The organism is Glaciimonas sp. GNP009 (assembly GCF_054343755.1).
On sequence record NZ_JBTGUV010000004.1, the window covers coordinates 792,224 to 811,154 of the forward strand.

Consider the following 18,931-nt stretch of genomic DNA (forward strand, 5'->3'; position numbering starts at 1 on the left):
TGCTATTAGTTCTTGCTATTACGGACTTGCGAATCCCGGCCATCATCTGTTTTGCCCAATTGGCGCAAGCCTTTTCGCGACAGCTGGTGTTGTGCTTCGCCCGGGTGTGCGCTTACGGGCAAGGTGAAACGATTACCGTCTGCCCATTCCACCTCGTAGCGACTAGTCTTGGTATGGTTGTCAATCACGATTCGTCCCCATGCATCAGTGACGCCTTGATTGAGCAAGGCGCCATCGCGATAGAGGGCATAAGGTTCTGGCGCAAGCAGCTTTAGGCCAGCTACAGTGTGAAGATCAAAGACCATTTGCTCTTTCACCATTACCGGCTCTGGCAATATGGGTATCGTCACGTTCTTTGCGCCCATATTTGCGTGACTGGCGGCATGTGCGACCCAACCGCCGTTCGTCCCACTTTCAATTCCGTTGGCGCTCCATTTGGTATAACTGCCACCGCCATTGATTACGACCTCCTCTTTGGCGTTAATAGCGATCCGATTCGCGGTGAGGGTAATATTTAGTTTGGCGAGTAAATTAACGCTGTGTTTAAGCGCCTGAATGTCGATATTCCCATCGGCTGACGTGGCCTTAATACCGCCTTTGCTGGTGAATAGCCGGATGCCATTTTTCACATTCGCGATGAGCCGCTGTCCGACCGACAAACTTATATCCTGTCCGCTGGTGATCGCAACATGTTCACCGCTGGCAATGTGGGTCGATTGCGGCGTCGTGGTAGCGATCCCCGCTGGACTGGCGAGTATCAGATGCGGTGCGGTTAATTCGGGAAAGCTGCCGTCTTTGGCCTCGCCAACGGTCCCTTGAATCGCATCGTTCTGATCGGTGAGTGAAGTGGTGACCGCTTTGTGCTCATCGGCTTCAAGCGCACCATGTTGCTGCGCCAGTTCACCGAGGCTTTTCTGTTGGCCGTGCGCATCGATCAGGCGCTGTGCCGTCTCGCCCAGATCGGTGATGTGACGACTGGCATTGGGGCGGCTTTCGGTGCTGATCAGCAGACCGTTTTTAGCACGGATTGCGCCATGCCCGTCGGTGCGCAGTTCAAATCCTTGACCGCGGGATTCCTTGCGACCGGCGTGGTCTTCGATGCGTGTAATGTGGCCCAAACTCAATTGGCTGTGCTGATGATCGCTTTTAAGCTGGCTCTGAATCTTGCCAGCGGTGTCATCCATGATCAGATGGTTGCTGCGTCCGCTGGCGGCATTGCCGCCGTCAGGTGTCAGTTCCCGTGAGCGAAATCCGGATAGCGCACTCTGGCTCGGCAATGCCCACGGTGGCGTATTGAGTTGGTTGTACACCCGTCCGGTACATAGCGGCAAGTCGGGATCACCACCGAGAAAGTCGACGATGACTTCCTGACCGATGCGCGGAATATGCATGCCGCCGAGTTGATTGCCAGCCCACGGTGCGACGACGCGGACCCAGCAACTGCTCTGATGATTGTGTTGGCCGAGGCGGTCCCATGGAAACTGGATCTTGATGCGCCCGAGGGTATCGGTCCAGATGTTTTGTCCCTGCGGACCGACCACTGTGGCGGTGGCGGGACCGTGGGTGAACGGTTTGGGTGTAGACCGTTCCGGTCGCACGTTCTCGCTGGCCGGTTGCACCGTAAAGTCGACGTGGACGCGATAACGTTGCCGGTGTGCATTGTCGGATGCCTGGGTTTCTTGTGCGGCTTCGTCGATTATCAGCGTGGTCGAGACAATCACATACGCGCGATTGGCGGCGGTCTGCGGATGGCGCTCTAATGTAAAGATGCAACCGGGCACCATGCCGCGTAGATGGCCTTGGCCTTGCGCTCGTTGGCCGACGCTGTGTAAGGCTTGCATGCGCAAACGGGCGATGAAATCGCCTTCGGCAAACGGATCATTCTGGCTTTCCGGGTTGGTGCTTGCTGAACCGGAACCCGCCTTCGGCTGGCTATAATGCGCGTCGGCATGCCATTGATAGACGGCTTGCTCACTGTGCGCAGTGGGGCGGGGATCGTAGCGGTTGGCGGTGAGATTGGCCTTGGGCCTTGTGTAGTCATAATCCCGCGTCGTGTACTGGCCGGAGGTAAGTTGATGTACGGGTGAAAAGGCATGAATACACTCTTCATCGATATGTTTGCCTTCCGTATGAAACTGCACCACGTGATAAGCGCTGCTGGGCGAATTCTTATGCGCACCGATGCTGTCGATTAAGACCAGTCGATGGACGCCATTATCATGCTCGAAGAAATAATTGATTCCCCATTCTTCGCACAATCGACTAAAGAACGTAAAGTCGCTTTCGTTGTATTGGGTCTGATAGTCGCGTTTGGGATAAGTCTCAATGAGACGCTTGTCGACTGGAAAGGCGTAGTCGGCAAACAGCAGATCGATGATCTCGATCACGCTTTGATCCTGAAATATCTTGCAGTCGGTGGTCAGTGTCGCCAGATGCAACCATGGGCGCAAGGTGACTTCGTACAGCGCATGGCGTCCTTCCTGACGCAGCACACGGGCAGCGGTAATCAAGCCGGAGATTTCACGCGTCCCAGCACCGATGTTGCCAAGCAGATTGTCAGCAAATGCGCTGTCGAAAAATCCACCGCTGCCATCCAATGCAATCATGATGGTTAACTCGCGACCAATGAAATCATCGAGATTGACATTGCCGATATCTTCACTCAGATGAATCAAGGATTCGGGTGTCATCAGCACGACGGTGTAATCGAATAATGCGTTCATGCCTTCCGTGCCAGAGAGACTAATCGGCACCAGCGCAGGTTGATTCAGGCGTGTTGGAATAGCGCTGCTAGATGCGCTGAGAGTGCGACTGCTGGACATTGGGGAAAGACCTTCCGCTACGAACGTGAGGACGATTTAATGCAATCTTTATCGCATCTTGCAATCGTGGAGGTGAAAAACTCTATGGCAATATTAAGCGGTAATGATCATCAATAGTGCTAAGAACTTTCTGAAAATGTATGCCATTTTCAAAATTAAGAATAATCCGCGATTATCTATTTCAGGGACAATCTTATCATCTCTATGCCGATACTAATCAACGCCATCCTGCCCGACTAATCTGGTGTAATTTATTGAAATACTATGTCGCATAATTTTTACGTCTCCACATCCGGAGACATTAAAAATGCATCTCAAAAACCACTGTATTAATGCAGTTCGTTCAGGGCGCCAAAATTCAATAGTGCCTGATTTTTTATATGGAATGGGTGGCATGGGGATGAGGCCTTACCAGACTAACGTGGTATAAGTCGCCACGATAGCCTGTAACTATTGATATTTAAATACTTCAATTGTTCACAAAAATACTCGTTGTAGCAGAGCTTATCCGAGCGACTAAAGCTACCTCCGATTTTTGCAATTATTCGCAGTGACTTACTGCGCCTTTACTGTACACTTTTGTGCATAAAAAACCCATGTAATGCACATTCACAAAACGAAATTTCAAATAGACGCTAGTCATAAAATAACTTCAGACATAGATTTATCTCTATTCTTTCCGAATCATCAAATCTAAGCAGCCTTGCGCTCGGCTTCCACCTCGGCCCGCAACCGCCTTGCTGCCGTGACCATGTTTTCCAGCGCGGCATAAGTCTCCGGCCATCCACGCGTTTTTAAACCGCAATCAGGATTAACCCATAGCCGCTGATCAGGAATCACACCGCGGGCTTTGCGTAGCAAACGTTCCATTTCGTCGACTTGCGCCACCCGCGGGGAGTGGATGTCGTAGACGCCGGGACCGATATCATTTGGATAGGAAAATTCACCGAATCCATCCAGCAATTCCATATCAGAACGAGAGGTTTCTATTGTAATGACGTCCGCATCCATGGCGGCGATCCACGGCAAGATATCGTTGAATTCCGAATAGCACATGTGTGTATGAATTTGCGTTTCGTCGGATACGCCAGCGGCGCTGATCTTAAATGCGCGCACAGCCCAATCAAGATAATGCTTCCACTCAGTTGCTTTGAGCGGTAAGCCTTCGCGGAACGCTGGTTCGTCAATCTGAATCATGCCGATACCGGATTTTTCCAGATCGTGCACTTCGTCACGGAGCGCTAAGGCAATCTGTAGCGCGGTGGTTTCGCGCGGTTGATCATCGCGTACAAACGACCATTGCAACATCGTCACGGGGCCGGTTAGCATCCCTTTCATAGGCTTGTCGGTGAGTGTTTGAGCAAACTGGCTCCATCCCACAGTCATCGCTTCTGGACGATACACGTCACCGTAAATGACCGGTGGTTTGACACAGCGCGAACCATAACTTTGCACCCAACCGTTGGCCGTGAATGCGTAACCCCACAATTGCTCACCGAAATACTCCACCATGTCATTGCGTTCCGGTTCGCCGTGTACCAACACATCAAGACCAAGCTCCTCTTGCTTTTGTACCACCAGGCGAATTTCATCGCGCATTTGATCAAGGTAATCCAGATGACCAATATCGCCGCGCTTGTACGCCGCGCGCGACTTGCGTATCTCTTGCGTTTGAGGAAAAGAGCCAATCGTCGTTGTAGGAAATAGCGGAAGCTTCCACTTTTCTTGCTGCTTATCGATACGTGTTTTAAATGCGCTGGTCCGGTGCGCATCGCCTTCCGTTAGTGCTGCCATACGCTTCTGCACGAGTGGATTGTGAATCCGCGTTGAGTGCCGTCGGCTTGCCAATGCCGTCCTTGATGCAACAAATTGCGCATCGACTTCGCGTGTGCAGTTTGAAAGCTTATCGGTATTCAAGGCCAGTTTTAGAGCGACGATCTCTGATAGTTTTTGTGTCGCAAATGAGAGCCAGCTTTTCAACTCAACGTCGAGTTTATCTTCACATTTGAGATCAACGGGAACGTGCAATAACGAACAACTAGAGCCAATCCATAATCGGTCGCCCAATTGCGCCTGCAACGGTTTGAGTGTGGTCAATACGCTATCGAGATCGCAGCGCCATAGATTGCGCCCATCGACCACACCGAGTGACAATACTTTGCCGTCCGGCCAATCGTGGGTAATGGCATCAAGTTGGCCAGCGCCACGTACCAAATCGAGATGGACGCCCATTACGGGCAACTCGCGCAGCAGTGCGGCATGCTCTTGCACTTCACCGAAATAGGTGGTCAACAATAATGGTGGCGCATCCGGTTCCAGCGCCGCGTATGCCGGAGAGAAAGCCTGAATCCAGGTGCTATCGAGTTCCAACGCCAGAATCGGCTCGTCAATCTGAACGACTTCCACGCCGGATACCTGCAACCGACTGAGCAATTTTTTATAGCCGGCGAGGACGCTGGGTAACAAGTCCAGCTTATTATCGCGCTCAGCATCAACCTTGCGGTCAGACTTCACCTTCCCCACATGCAAAAGCGTCAGCGGTCCGACTAACGCGACTTTGACGCGGTAACCGAGCGCTTGCGCTTCAGCAATCTCATCAAATAACCAGTTAACGCCACCGTCAAACTGGCTATCGGCACTCCACTCTGGCACGAGATAGTGATAGTTGGTATCGAACCATTTGGTCATCTCCATTGCAAAATGCTGCTTGTCGCCTCTTGCCAAAGTAAAATATTCGGCCAATTTCAATTGCTTTGGATCAAACCCGAAGCGCTTGGGAATCGCACCCAGCAATGCCAAAGTACCCAAGACCTGGTCGTACCATGCGAAATCTCCGACGGTGACGAAATCCAGCCCGGCATCGGCTTGCGACCTCCAATGACGGGCGCGTAGTGTTGCCCCGGTCTCACGCAACGCAGTCTCGTCGGTCGTTCCTTGCCAGAACGATTCCTGTGCAAATTTCAACTCACGTTGAGCGCCAATACGGGGAAATCCCAAAACGTGTGCTAGTGCCATTATATTTCCTTAAAAACGATGCGTGGGTGCGCTGGAATGCGATGGCTGGTAGTTTGAGGTAACTTGCCGTATGATTCAAACGACAAATATTAAGAATCAACTTGAATTTTACTCATAGTCAAAATCAAGACTGCCAAAGCTACACAGATCACGAGGACACTTCGTCAATGCAATCTATTCTGGAACTACGTCATTTAAAGACCCTGAACGCCTTGCGAGAGGCTGGCAATCTGCTGCGCGCTGCTACGCTGCTGAATGTCACCCAATCCGCGTTATCTCATCAGATTAAGCAACTTGAAGATCACCACGGCACCAGTTTGTTCGAGCGTAAATCGATTCCAGTCCGATTTACGCCAGCGGGCGAAAGACTACTAAAACTAGCGGATACGGTATTGCCGCAGGTCGCCGAAAGCGAGCGCGATCTGGTCCGGATGGCACAAGGTGTCGCTGGACAATTACGGATAGCGGTTGAGTGTCACACCTGTTTTGACTGGCTGATGCCGGCGATGGATATTTTTCGCAAGCGTTGGCCCGAGGTCGAACTGGATATCGTATCTGGCTTTCAGGCTGATCCGGTCGGTTTGTTGTACGAACATAAAGCTGATGTCGCTATCGTGGCAGAAATCGATCTGGACGAGAAAGTCGATTATCATCCGTTATTCAGTTTTGAAATCGTGGCGCTGGTGGCGCACGATCATCCGTTGGCCGCACACGATTTTCTGGTGGCGGAAGATTTTGCCAGTGATACCTTGATCACCTATCCGGTTCCCGACGACATGCTCGACGTGGTGCGCCAGGTCCTTAAACCTGCTGGTATTAATACGGCTCGCCGCACGACTGAACTGACCGTCGCCATGCTGCAACTAGTGGCAAGTCGACGTGGAATCGCTACCCTGCCGATCTGGGCGGCACAAAATTATTTGAACCGCGACTATGTTTTATCCAAACGCATTACACCCGCGGGGTTGATTGGCAAACTCTATGCCGCTTGTCTGCCGGAAGCGTCGGAAAAGCCTTATTTGGCGGACTTTGTTAACACGACACGCGAAAGTTGTTATTTGAATTTGCTAAATGTCGAGCTGTTATGACGATTGAGAATATGCCGCGGTGGCGGCTGTGCGGCTATTCCCGATTACTTTTGCCCTGCTTGTAGCAACTTGCTATCTGCTCCCAAGATCGTTCGCCCCGCAGTGAAAACCGTTCAGCGAAAAAAATCAATTAATCTATATCGTAAATCATTAAAAATGCATCAAATAAAAACACAACCAACATCGCTGGCACTGTTCTGTAAAGTCGTTGATAACTTTGGCGACATCGGTATTTGCTGGCGTTTGGCCAGGCAGTTAGAGCGCGAGCATGACATCGCCGTCACTTTATGGGTGGATGACTTGCGGAGTTTTCAGCAGATTTGTCCTGAGGTCAGTGTGGAAAGAGAGACGCAGCAGATTGCGAACGTAACGGTGCGCCATTGGCGCGATCAAAGTGCGCCGTTTACGTCGGAAGATGTTGCCGATATAGTCATTGAATTTTTTGCCTGTGACATACCGCCGACCTACATTGTAGCGATGGCGCAGCGTTCGCCTAAACCTGTCTGGCTTAATCTGGAAGGTCTCAGCGCAGAAACCTGGGTAGAAGGCTGTCATAAGCTATCGTCGCTGCCATCGCAATCATTGACCAAGTATTTTTTCTTTCCTGGATTTACGGATAAAACTGGCGGTTTACTGCGCGAGTCAGAACTACAACAACAACGCCATGCCTTTCAACATGATCCTGCCGCAATGTCGGCTTTTCTTGCCCGATTTGGCGTAACACCGGCGGAGATGGCATCTCTCAAAGTCTCGCTATTCTGCTATCCGAATGCCCCCGTTTCGGCGTTGTTTGATAGCTGGAAAAATGGTAATACTGCGGTTACTTGCCTGATACCAGAAGGCGTCGCGGTGGATGCCGTGCAGGCATTTCTTGGACGGGATGCAATTGCGGGTGCCACTACGACCCGCGCCGGTTTAACCGTGCAGGTGCTGCCCTTCATGCCGCAACCAGATTACGACAAACTGTTATGGGCCTGTGATCTGAATTTTGTGCGCGGCGAGGACTCATTCGTCCGTGCCCAATGGGCGGGAAAACCGTTTATCTGGCAAATCTATCCACAAGACAAAGATTTACACCACGTTAAATTGAAGGCATTTCTGCAATGCCATACAGCCGAAACGGAGATTTCAACAGCTTTCTGTCTGGGCTGGAACGGTGCCACCAATGACAACCGTAACTGGACGTCGCATTTGCCCGAGAGTTGGCTTCTATTCGCAGCGGACCTGGAAAAAATTGCCATGTTGTCTATGGATTGGGAGTCTCAAATGATGAAAAATGGTGACTTCACCTCTAATTTACTCAAGTTTGCCGAAACAGTTCGGTAATAGAGGCTGGAAATTAGGTTAAAATGTAGGGCTAATTTTTAACGCATTTCAACATTCAATCAAACGTGGGCACGCGGCTCTTTGCCAGTGATCTACAGATGATTCTTCAGTAACCACCTTTTTTACGACTATTCGCTATGAAACCTGCAAAAGAAATTCGCGTTGGCAACATCATTATGGTTGACAGTAAGCCAATGATCATTTTGCGCTCTGATGTCAACGGTTCGAGCCGTACGGGCTTTACCTATAAGTGGAAGATGAAGAATCTTTTGACAAATAGCCCACAAGAAAACGTCATGCGCGGCGACGATAAGTTTGATGTCGTTGTGCTAGATAAAAAAGCAGTGACGTATTCATATTTCGCCGATCCTTTGTATGTATTCATGGACGCTGACTATGAGCAATATGAAATTGAAGGCGAGAACTTGGGCGATGCTTTGCACTACCTAAAAGACGGCATGGAATGCGAAGCTGTGTTTTACGATGGCAAAGCAATTTCAGTCGAACTGCCAACCACAATCGTGCGTCAAGTTGTGTACTCAGAGCCAGCAATTAAAGGCAATACTTCGGGCAACGTCCTGAAAGAAGCCAAGATTGAAAATGCTGTCGAAGCGCATCGTCACACCGTTCAAGTGCCACTGTTCGTGAGCCAGGAAGACATGATCGAAATCGATACGCGCACCAACGAATACAAAAAAGTTGTTCGTAACTAATGTCAGCTACTGTCAATTAATGCAAATACCGCTTAGCCATCTAAGAGTCTTTATGTAGGCTGTTAAAAAGCGGTATTAACGTAGATAAAATGCCCCGAAGTCTCAACGACTGTCGGGGCATTTTTTTGTTAGCACTATGCGAAGTCCAATGTGATCAACGCGAGTAAATCGATATCGCTTTACAAGCGATCGGCCTGCATCCTTATCGCCATCACCCATCACAAAAGAATGCAAGCGCGCGATCGGATTGGGCGAACCCTGTCCTTATTTCGCCTTGGCAAACATATTGAAAATGCTCGAAAAATCTAAACCGCCCGCTCCGCTCTTGCTGTGAATGTCGTAAAGATTTCGCGCTAACGATCCCAGTGGAATGCTGCTGCTGGTTGACAATGCATTTTCGGTCGCGAGGCCCAAATCCTTCAACATCAGATCGACACCGAAACCACCACTATATTCTTTAGATGCGGGGGCATTTTCCATCACGCCCGGACAGGGATTGTATACCTCGAGCGCCCAATTACGGCCCGAACTTTTTGACATGACTTCCGATAATACGTTGGGGTCCATACCGTTCGCCATACCCAAACGTATCGCTTCGGAGGTGCCGATCATCAATATCCCCAGCAGCATGTTGTTGCACATCTTAACGGTCTGACCAGCCCCGCTTTCGCCAGCATGAAAGATGGCTTTTCCCATGATCTCAAACATTGGTTTGGCGACGTTAAATCCGTCCTCAGAGCCGCCGACCATAAACGTCAACGTCCCCGCAACCGCCCCGCCCGTGCCCCCAGATACTGGCGCATCGACCATTGTGAAGCCCTTTTCGCTCGCGGCCGCGGCTACCTTGCGAGCGCTATCCGGCGCAATAGTCGAGCAGTCAATGAGCAGCGTCCCAGGCTTTGCCTGCGCCAAAATACCATTATCGCCAAAGTACGCAGATTCAACATGGCGACTGGCCGGCAGCATGGTAATAATCGTCTTGGCGACCTTGATTGCAGAAACCAAATCCGGATTGTTGTTGCCACCACCGGCGATAAATTTTTCAACACTGGTGGGTACCAAATCATGGCCGCTAACACGCATCCCGGCACGCACCAAATTCAGCGCCATTGGCAAACCCATATTGCCAAGACCGATAAAGACTACATCGCTATTCATATTCCATCTCCTTAACTACTGAACTCTACATTTAGCAGAACACCTAAATAACTTTAGCGTCGTATTTAGCCCGCGATATTGCTCTGGCAAACGGCTGATCAAAACCTGTCGACCAGAAGAATCCAAATGGTCGATCAGGAGACAGCACGCTGCCTTCGCTAATGATGTGCGTGCAAGCTTATTTCATTGAGATCGTGGTATTGATCTGACCACCATCATCGTCGGGTGCAAACCAGCGTGCCGTCACCGTCTTTGTCTGGGTCCAAAACTGAACGGCTTGTTTGCCGTTTGGTCCCAAATCCCCAAGCTTGGAAGCACGTGAACCAGTGAAGCTAAAGTACGCCACAGGCACCGGAATCGGGACATTGATACCGATCTGACCGACATCAATTTCATTTTGGAATTTGCGCGCCGACCAACCCGAAGACGTAAAGATTGAAGTGCCGTTGCCATTAGGATTGGCATTGATAAACGCAATCGCATCGTCCAATGTCTCCATTTCGACTACGCACATCGCAGGCCCAAAAATCTCTTGCGTGTAAATATCCATGTCGGCTTTTACGCCGGAGAATATAGTCGGGCCGACGAAATTGCCATCCGGGTAATTAGCGACTTGGCAATTACGACCATCCAACAACAGATTTGCGCCTTGCTCTACGCCGGTCCCTAACAAACGTTCTGTGCGTGCCTTGGCCGCTTTTGACACCATCGGTCCGAGATCAGCAGTCCGGTCACTGCCCGGACCGATTTTCAAGGTGCGGGAGCGTGCCACAATCTCCGGCAACCAATCTCTTGCCTTACCAACCAAAAGAACCACCGAATTCGCCATGCAACGTTGACCAGCAGCACCAAACGCAGCGCCCAGCAAATTATTGATCGCTTGATCTTTATTCGCATCCGGCAGCACGATGCAATGATTCTTCGCACCCATCATGCATTGCGCACGCTTGCCGGACTCGCTGGCGCGGCGATAAATATGGGTACCGACATTGGTGGAGCCGATGAACGACACCGCTTTAATATCAGGGTGATCGCACAACATATTGGCGACATCAGGACCGCCATGGACGACGTTCAATACACCCGGTGGCAAACCGGCTTTTTGCGCCAATTCAACTAAAAACAGCGACGAAGATGGATCTTGCTCGGAGGGTTTCAATACGAAAGTATTGCCACACGCAACTGCGACCGGAAACATAAAACACGGCAACATAACTGGAAAGTTAAATGCCGTGATTCCTGCACCGACCCCAATTGGTTGATGGATTGTATAAACATCGACGCCTGTCGCCGCATTTTCTGCCAATTCGCCGAGTTGCAACGAAGTAATGGAGCAAGCGTGCTCGACCACTTCCAGGCCGCGCATGATTTCGCCCTCTGCGTCTGGTAAAGTTTTCCCATGTTCACGCGTAATTAATTCAGCGAGCGGTGCAATGTTTTCACGCAATAGCTGCTGAAACTTCAACATGATGCGCATACGCTGACTAAGCGACGTATTGCGCCAAGTGCGGAAGGCTTGTTTGGCGGTAGCAACCGCCTCATCGACTTCGGCCTTGGTCGCAAACGGAACACGGGCGACGACTTCTTGCGTGGCCGGATTGACGACATCACGCCACTCTGTGCTGGTGGACTGAACTGCTTTGCCGTTGATGTACAGCGGCACGTTAGGGATACTTGTGTCAGACATGATTAACTTCCTTCAAATAAATAATAAAAATTAGGCGTGCAGAAATAATTCACATTAAATCGAGAGATAAACTTAATAACGAAAGCAAGAATGCTAATTAAACTCAGGCATCACGCTGCGTTCACTTCTTTATTTCACCAGCGAGCAAGAGGCATCCATTGGGTTAAATGCCGGATCTGCCGGAATAGTCGATAACAACTTCAAATAGTCCCAAGGTCCTTTCGACTCGGCTAGCGTTTTGACCTGATACAAATACACATCGTGAATCACCCTGCCATCAGGGCGAATTGAGGCGTTGCGCATCACCGCATCATTGATCGGAATTTCACGCATTTTTTTGGAAACAACATTCGCGTCGTGGGATTTTGTAGCAGCTGTTGCCTTGAGATAATGGTTGTCCCCTAATTTTATTGATATAAGATTTACGCAAAATGTTTAAGCAGCCCAACACTTCGTAGCTTTACACTCTCATAAAGTCTTCGTCGGTATGACTGGCCGGGACAATCTTGAATAAATCCTTCGATATTGTGTCGACACATTCTGCATGTGCATTATTATTGTGACAATAGAAAATAATTCACAATGGCTTTGCATTTTTGCAAAGCAAGTATATTTAAGAAAATACAACGATGGCGGCACTAGATTGGGACAACCTGCGCGTATTTCTGGAGCTGACACGCAGTCAGGGCTTGGTTGACGCAGCAAAAAAACTGGGTGTAGACCATTCGACCGTATCGCGACGAATGCGGCGCTTTGAAGAACAAGTTGGTAGCCAGCTATTTGAGCGCAATAATCAAGGCTATACCTTGACCGCCGAAGGTCATCGCCTGATCGAATACGCAGAGCAGGTAGAAAGCACGGTGTATGCGGCGGCAGAAGAGTTGAGTGGACACAATAGATTGCTGTCGGGACAAGTCCGATTGGGTGCCACCGAGGGTTTTGGCACTTTTGTGCTGGCACCGCATCTGGCGCATTTTTGCGCCCGCCACCCGCATATCAGTGTTGATTTGCTACCGGTGCCACGCTTTGTTAATTTATCTAAACGAGAGGCGGATATCGGCGTCACCCTTGAGCGGCCGCAAAGTGGTAATTATGTCATGACCAAGCTCACCGATTACGTGCTCAAGGTATACGCAACTCCGGCATATCTGGCTAACCACCCCACTATCCGCACAACTGACGATCTGGTAAGCCATCCTTTCATTGGCTACGTGGATGATTTGGTTTTTTCGGAAGAGTTACGCTATAAAGAAAACGTCGCGCCCTCTGCATTTCGCGCTTTTCGCAGTACCAGCGTAATCGCGCAATATACGGCGGCATGCCGCGGCCAAGGCCTGGCGATCCTGCCTTGTTTTCTGGCCCAGCAAAGCAATGATCTGGTACCGGTACTCGACGGCCAAGTTGACATACAGCGCACGTTTTGGCTGGTCGCAGCGGCCGAAACCCGCAATGTAGCCCGCGTCGCCGCTCTGTGGAGCTATCTGCGCGACGTGATGGAACCTAACCGCGCCTACCTGATGGGTGAATCACGTGATATGGTTTGGTTAGAATGACGAGAAGGTAAAAATCTTCCAGGCATATTGCAGTATTACCGCCCTGAAGTACCAACCAATCCGATGCAAACGTCAGGCTGAGCGAGGTCGACGATTATTGTAATGTCTCCTTGTATTCGCGGCGTGCATACTGTTATTGGTGGAGCACCGGGATAAATAAGGATACCCCAGATCATACGTGCACCGATTCTCGTCAGTCCGACAGGCTCCCGATACGTTATAATCGCGAGTTCCCGGTAATGCCCAATTGCAGCATCCGCTGCAGCAGCCCACGCGCATTTTCCCGTTTTCTGAAATCTATCAAGGCAAGCGACCGTAGTCGTTTGAAGCACGCATCATGCAAGAACCCATTTCCGCGCAACCGTCAGTCGATCAAGCCATCGCTCAGGGGATTGATCACGCCAGCGAGCAAATCAGCGATTCTGCCGAAGTTTCCGCAAATAACGTTTCGCTCGAACAAATCGCCAGCGAAGTTGGACGCCGCCGCACTTTTGGTATTATTTCCCATCCTGATGCCGGTAAAACCACGCTGACCGAAAAACTGTTGCTGTTTTCAGGCGCGATTCAGTTAGCCGGTACCGTCAAGGGCCGCAAGAGCGGACGCCACGCCACCTCTGACTGGATGGAAATTGAAAAGCAGCGCGGCATTTCTGTCGCCAGCTCGGTTATGCAATTCGAATACCGTGACCACGTGGTCAATTTGCTCGATACGCCCGGTCACCAGGACTTCTCGGAAGATACTTATCGCGTGCTGACTGCCGTAGACTCTGCATTGATGGTGATCGATGCCGCCAAAGGTGTCGAAACACAAACCATCAAGCTGCTCAACGTTTGCCGCATGCGCAACACACCGATCATCACATTGATGAACAAGATGGATCGCGAAACCCGCGATCCGCTAGAGTTGCTCGATGAACTGGAAACAGTATTAAAAATCCAGTGCGCGCCGGTGACATGGCCAATTGGTATGGGTAAATCATTCCGCGGCGTATATCACCTGCTGCGGGACGAAATCTTATTGTTTGCGCCAGGGAGTGAAAAAGCCGATCAGACTTTCGAAGTCATCAAAGGCATCGACAATCCACGTCTCGATGAGATGTTCCCGCGTGAGATTGAACAATTGCGGATGGAAGTCGAACTGGTGCATGGCGCATCCCATCCTTTCGATAAAGAAGCGTTTTTAGCGGGTATTCAGACGCCGGTGTTTTTCGGCTCTGCGATTAACAACTTCGGTATCCGCGAAATTCTTAATGCATTGATCGACTGGGCTCAGCCGCCCGGCGCACGCGATGCCACTATCCGCACTGTCGCACCGACAGAGAAACCATTCTCCGGCTTCGTATTTAAGATTCAGGCCAATATGGATCCGGCGCATCGTGACCGGATTGCCTTCCTGCGGGTCTGTTCTGGCCACTTCGAACGTGGCATGAAAATCAAGCATCTGCGCCTTAATCGAGAAATCAAGGTCTCGAACGTCGTGACCTTCATGGCGTCGAGCCGTGAACAAGTTGAAGAAGCATTCGCTGGCGACATCATCGGCTTACCGAACCACGGCAATATGCAGATTGGCGATAGTTTCTCAGAAGGCGAACTGTTGCAGTTCACTGGAATCCCCTACTTTGCGCCAGATTTTTTCCGCTCAGTACGGATTCGTAATCCACTGAAAATCAAGCAACTGCACAAAGGTTTGCAACAGCTAGGCGAAGAAGGTGCGATTCAGGTTTTCAAACCGGTTTCCAGCAGCGATCTGGTGCTTGGCGGCGTGGGTGTACTGCAATTTGAAGTGGTTGCCAGTCGCTTGATGAATGAATACGGCGTCGATGCCGTGTTTGAAGGCACCAGCATTAGCAGCGCCCGCTGGATTAGCTGCGCCGATAAGAAGATGTTGGCGGATTTTGAAAGATCATCTGCCGGAAACTACCTTGCTCACGATGCCGCCGGCAATCTGGCTTATCTGGCGAGTTCGGGCGTTAACCTGCGTCTGGCGCAAGAGCGTTGGCCGCAAATTACATTCCACGAAACGCGCGAACATGCGGTGAAACTATCCTGATCTGAAAGTGAAGGTTTATTCAGATGTAAAAAAAACGGTCCATTGGACCGTTTTTTTATTTGTCTCACGAGATAACGGCAAATGCCGTATCCCGTTTTACGTCTAGACATCTCAAGCTTTGTAAGCCCCTTTGTTATCGGCAGCCGCCAATTTAGCATTCTGGTACTCAAGTTCCTGCTCCGGATCGACCTTACCATCCAATTGTTGATGCAACCGTACTTCATCCAAATCGCCCGACCATTTTGCGACCACAATCGTCGCAATACCGTTACCAACAGTATTGGTCAAAGCCCGTGCTTCGGACATAAAGCGGTCGATTCCCAGGATCAGCGCTAATCCTGCGACCGGCACATGACCAACCGCGGTCAATGTTGCTGCCAGCACAATGAAGCCACTACCCGTCACGCCAGCTGCACCTTTAGACGTCAATAACAACACCAGCAGCAAGGTAATCTGATGCCAAATCGTCAACGGTGTGTCCGTCGCCTGCGCAATGAATATGGCTGCCATGGTCAGGTAAATCGACGTACCGTCCAAATTAAAAGAGTAGCCTGTTGGGATCACCAGACCAACCACCGATTGCTTGGCACCAAGGTTTTCCATCTTCGCCATCAAGCGCGGCAACACCGTCTCTGATGATGATGTGCCCAAGACGATTAATAACTCTTCCTTGATGTATTTAACAAACTTCCAAATACTAAAACCATGCAATCTGGCAACGGTGCCAAGTACAACGAAAACAAAGATGAGACAAGTTGCGTAAAACAACCCCATCAGTTTTCCCAGTGACAACAGTGAACCGATACCGTATTTACCAATAGTGAATGCCATCGCACCAAAAGCACCGATTGGAGCCACTTTCATGATCAGGCCCACAATGCCGAATAAGACATGTGACAGTTTTTCGATCAAATCAAAAATCAGCGTGCCACGACCGCCAAAACGATGCAGTGCAAAACCAAAAAGTACCGATATCAATAGCACCTGCAAAATGTTGCCTTGCGCAAAAGCATCGACAAAAGTGCTAGGAATAATGTGGAAGAAAAAGTCGCTGGTGGACTCCATTTTGCCAGGCGCTGTGTAGGCGGCGAGGCTTTTGGTATCCAGCGCGGTGACGTCAATATGCATCCCTGCACCCGGCTGAAAAATATTGATCATAATCAAACCGATGACCAAGGCCAGCGTGCTCATGATCTCAAAATAGAGTAGAGCCATCCCGCCGGTTTTGCCGACTTTTTTCATGTCTTCCATACCGGCAATACCAATCACTACGGTACAGAAAATAACCGGTGCGATGATCATCTTGATCAGTTTGATAAAGCCGTCGCCCAACGGCTTCATTGAAGCCCCGGTTTCCGGGTAAAAGTGTCCCACCAATACACCAATGACGATGGCGGTCAATACCTGGACGTACAGTGATTTATACAGCGGCTTTTTTGCCATTTTATCTCTCCATTTACACATATTGTGCTTAGATTTTTTCTGCCTGCGACAATCTTTGTTAACTCTGCACCACATATCGGCCATAAGTCAACGACAGCCACGCAACAATATTCTTCCCTAATACTCTTTTCCAATTTTTGGTACTGCACTCGTTAATCACGAGCAAGCAAAGTTGCTTGTGACAGTAAAAGCCATAAAAATTAGGAAGTCCGCAACTTTAGCTGAACCAGACAGTATCGTTCAAGCTATTTGCAGAGATATGTGGAAATCACTTAGCCGCGATGAAAGCGAGCAGGAGAGCGTTAAAAAAGGAAAATTGAAGTATTTAGATGGCTGTGGCGCTGGCTGGCCATCGAGAAAGTTTCTGCAGGGACGCGCGCGCTCGTCCCTTGCCCTTTAGCGTTTGAAATTACTTCACGCTTGCCGGATATACTTTCACCAGCACGATACGTGGCCCGTTCATCTTTTTGACGACAATATCAAAACCATCGAACGCGACTTTCTGACCCTCTTGCGGCAGGTTACCCAACTTGGCCATAATCAATCCGCCCACCGAGTCAACGTCGTCGATCTCTTCGATATCGCCACCCAAAATTCGCTCCAGTGAGAAGATCGGCAAACTACCTTTACCCACCAACGTACCATCCTCAAGACGCGTCCAATCATTGTCGTTAAGACGGAACTCGTCGCGAATTTCACCCACCAATGCACCCAACAGGTTATCAAGTGTAATAAAACCACGCGGTACCAAGCCTTTTTTGCCGATGATGGCAAAGTGCGGCGCGCCACTGCGTACGAGGCGAAATAAGGCCAAAGCAGACATGCGAGAGGAAATATACTGGACCGGACGCAAATACTCTTTCAAGCTTTCTATCGACTTCCCTTCTTGCTGCGCGAAGAAAAGATCCTTCATATGCACAACACCAAGAACGGTCACCCCATCATCGTCAAAATAAGGATAACGACTAAAGCGATGGCGATAAATAATTTGCAAATTTTCGTGGAGGCTTAAATTGGCATGTAGTGCCGCAACCTCATTAATTGGCCGCATCAGATCCGATACTTCGAGTTCACTGAAATCCAATGTTTGCGCAAGCACATTCCACTCATCCGGCGTGAACCTTTCGCTGGAGCGGCTGCTCCGTAAAATCAATTTCAACTCATCGGCAGAGTATTGCGTATCATGGCCGTGGCCTTGCGCTAAGCCAAATAATTTTAGTAGTCCGTTGGCGCTGGCGTTCAACAACCAGATTGCCGGGTACATCATCCAGTAGAAACCATATAGTGGCAACGCACTCCACATGCCCACTACTTCAGGATTACGAATGGCCATGGTCTTTGGCATAAGTTCACCGACCACGATATGTAGGAATGAAATAACAAAAAATGCGAAGATAAAGGAAGCGCCGTGAATAATCTCGGGAGATGCAATGCCAATCCAGCCAAAAACGGGTTCCAACAATCCGGCAAAAGCCGGTTCACCAATCCAACCTAAACCAAGCGAGGCCAATGTAATGCCTAGCTGACAAGCAGATAAATAAGCGTCTAGCTGGCGGTGCACCGTCGATAAAATGCGTCCGCGTGTCCCGTGTGTTTTGGCAATTGCCCGAATCCGCGTTTGACGCAATTTAACTAAACTAAACTCGGCGGCAACAAAAAAGCCATTGAGCGCAACCAAAAATAGCGCGGCAATGACTAATAACAAGTTATTCAATGCATCTCTTCCATAATATAAACAAGCACTAAGTATAGGCGAACGAACACAGTGCGGTGTGATGCGTTTTTATGGGATGCAAGAAATAAGCCGCAAAACAAGCGATTTAACGGGCACAAAGGGTGAACCAGGAATAAATAAAACTTTGACCTGATGGTCAAAGAAATATATTCATTTTTTTGGATAGAATCTGGAAGAGATTAATATCTAAAATTCCTCCATAAATTATTAATTTAATAATTTATGGAGGATTTCGAGTCCGGATTGATTCAGGATTGAAAATTCAGAATTTATCATCCGACTTGCTAGCAAGATGATTTTTGGTCCGGTTTAAAAATGGCAACAGAGTGTGGCTAATGTGT

11 protein-coding genes and 1 pseudogene are annotated in these 18,931 nt (G+C 49.6%); 5 read left to right on the top strand and 7 right to left on the bottom strand.

Features of this window, described 5'->3' with window-relative positions:
* Positions 1-5: 5 nt before the first annotated feature.
* Positions 6-2,822 (bottom strand): type VI secretion system Vgr family protein, encoded by a 2,817-nt coding sequence (locus ACXX82_RS04575; protein ID WP_458562510.1) that lies wholly within the window; start codon positions 2,820-2,822, stop codon positions 6-8.
* Positions 2,823-3,515: 693 nt separating this feature from the next.
* Positions 3,516-5,837, bottom strand: coding sequence for a 5-methyltetrahydropteroyltriglutamate--homocysteine S-methyltransferase (gene metE / locus ACXX82_RS04580; RefSeq protein WP_458562511.1), 2,322 nt, complete (start codon positions 5,835-5,837; stop codon positions 3,516-3,518).
* A 167-nt stretch (positions 5,838-6,004) separates the two neighbouring features.
* On the opposite strand from metE, the gene ACXX82_RS04585 reads away from it, so the two are divergent.
* From ACXX82_RS04585 to ACXX82_RS04595, 3 genes are all read left to right on the top strand, one after another.
* Complete coding sequence (locus tag ACXX82_RS04585) at positions 6,005-6,925, top strand: LysR family transcriptional regulator (RefSeq protein ID WP_322232408.1); 921 nt, start codon at positions 6,005-6,007, stop codon at positions 6,923-6,925.
* Positions 6,926-7,081: 156 nt separating this feature from the next.
* Positions 7,082-8,251, top strand: a complete 1,170-nt coding sequence (gene earP / locus ACXX82_RS04590) for an elongation factor P maturation arginine rhamnosyltransferase EarP (protein WP_323507317.1) — start codon at positions 7,082-7,084, stop codon at positions 8,249-8,251.
* A gap of 137 nt (positions 8,252-8,388) precedes the next feature.
* On the top strand, positions 8,389-8,964 hold the full coding sequence (locus tag ACXX82_RS04595; protein WP_322232410.1) for an elongation factor P: 576 nt from the start codon (positions 8,389-8,391) through the stop codon (positions 8,962-8,964).
* Positions 8,965-9,228: 264 nt separating this feature from the next.
* Here ACXX82_RS04595 and mmsB read toward each other — a convergent pair whose 3' ends face one another.
* The 3 genes and pseudogenes from mmsB to ACXX82_RS04610 form a co-directional block, all read right to left on the bottom strand.
* Entirely contained in the window at positions 9,229-10,122 is an 894-nt protein-coding gene (gene mmsB, locus ACXX82_RS04600) for a 3-hydroxyisobutyrate dehydrogenase (RefSeq protein ID WP_323507318.1), read from the bottom strand.
* Positions 10,123-10,300: 178 nt separating this feature from the next.
* A complete protein-coding gene (locus tag ACXX82_RS04605) occupies positions 10,301-11,809 on the bottom strand; it encodes a CoA-acylating methylmalonate-semialdehyde dehydrogenase (protein ID WP_323507319.1) in 1,509 nt (502 codons plus the stop codon).
* Between the two features lie 129 nt (positions 11,810-11,938).
* A pseudogene (locus ACXX82_RS04610) lies at positions 11,939-12,202 on the bottom strand (ABC transporter substrate-binding protein); the annotation flags it as partial.
* 236 nt (positions 12,203-12,438) lie between these two features.
* Between ACXX82_RS04610 and ACXX82_RS04615 the strand changes: the two are divergent.
* Together ACXX82_RS04615 and ACXX82_RS04620 are read left to right on the top strand one after the other, a co-directional pair.
* The gene (locus tag ACXX82_RS04615) at positions 12,439-13,362 is read left to right on the top strand and encodes a LysR family transcriptional regulator (protein ID WP_322232413.1); all 924 of its coding nucleotides are present in this window, start codon (positions 12,439-12,441) and stop codon (positions 13,360-13,362) included.
* A 337-nt stretch (positions 13,363-13,699) separates the two neighbouring features.
* Positions 13,700-15,412 (top strand): peptide chain release factor 3, encoded by a 1,713-nt coding sequence (locus ACXX82_RS04620; RefSeq protein ID WP_322232414.1) that lies wholly within the window; start codon positions 13,700-13,702, stop codon positions 15,410-15,412.
* 111 nt (positions 15,413-15,523) lie between these two features.
* Here the strand turns inward: ACXX82_RS04620 and ACXX82_RS04625 are convergent, their stop codons facing one another.
* Both ACXX82_RS04625 and ACXX82_RS04630 read right to left on the bottom strand, forming a co-directional pair.
* Positions 15,524-16,855: a dicarboxylate/amino acid:cation symporter gene (locus ACXX82_RS04625; protein ID WP_323507320.1), complete on the bottom strand. Its 1,332-nt coding sequence runs from the start codon at positions 16,853-16,855 to the stop codon at positions 15,524-15,526.
* Positions 16,856-17,264: 409 nt separating this feature from the next.
* A complete protein-coding gene (locus ACXX82_RS04630; protein ID WP_458562512.1) occupies positions 17,265-18,569 on the bottom strand; it encodes a hemolysin family protein in 1,305 nt (434 codons plus the stop codon).
* Between the last annotated feature and the right edge of the window lie 362 nt (positions 18,570-18,931).

Bases quoted from the DNA above. Each gene is read 5' to 3' on its own strand.
- ACXX82_RS04605 (WP_323507319.1), bottom strand. From the start codon at position 11,809: ATGTCTGACACAAGTATCCCTAACGTGCCGCTGTACATCAACGGCAAA.
- metE (WP_458562511.1), bottom strand. From the start codon at position 5,837: ATGGCACTAGCACACGTTTTGGGATTTCCCCGTATTGGCGCTCAACGT.
- ACXX82_RS04595 (WP_322232410.1), top strand. From the start codon at position 8,389: ATGAAACCTGCAAAAGAAATTCGCGTTGGCAACATCATTATGGTTGAC.
- ACXX82_RS04615 (WP_322232413.1), top strand. From the start codon at position 12,439: ATGGCGGCACTAGATTGGGACAACCTGCGCGTATTTCTGGAGCTGACA.
- mmsB (WP_323507318.1), bottom strand. From the start codon at position 10,122: ATGAATAGCGATGTAGTCTTTATCGGTCTTGGCAATATGGGTTTGCCA.
- ACXX82_RS04585 (WP_322232408.1), top strand. From the start codon at position 6,005: ATGCAATCTATTCTGGAACTACGTCATTTAAAGACCCTGAACGCCTTG.
- ACXX82_RS04625 (WP_323507320.1), bottom strand. From the start codon at position 16,855: ATGGCAAAAAAGCCGCTGTATAAATCACTGTACGTCCAGGTATTGACC.
- ACXX82_RS04575 (WP_458562510.1), bottom strand. From the start codon at position 2,822: ATGTCCAGCAGTCGCACTCTCAGCGCATCTAGCAGCGCTATTCCAACA.
- ACXX82_RS04620 (WP_322232414.1), top strand. From the start codon at position 13,700: ATGCAAGAACCCATTTCCGCGCAACCGTCAGTCGATCAAGCCATCGCT.
- earP (WP_323507317.1), top strand. From the start codon at position 7,082: ATGCATCAAATAAAAACACAACCAACATCGCTGGCACTGTTCTGTAAA.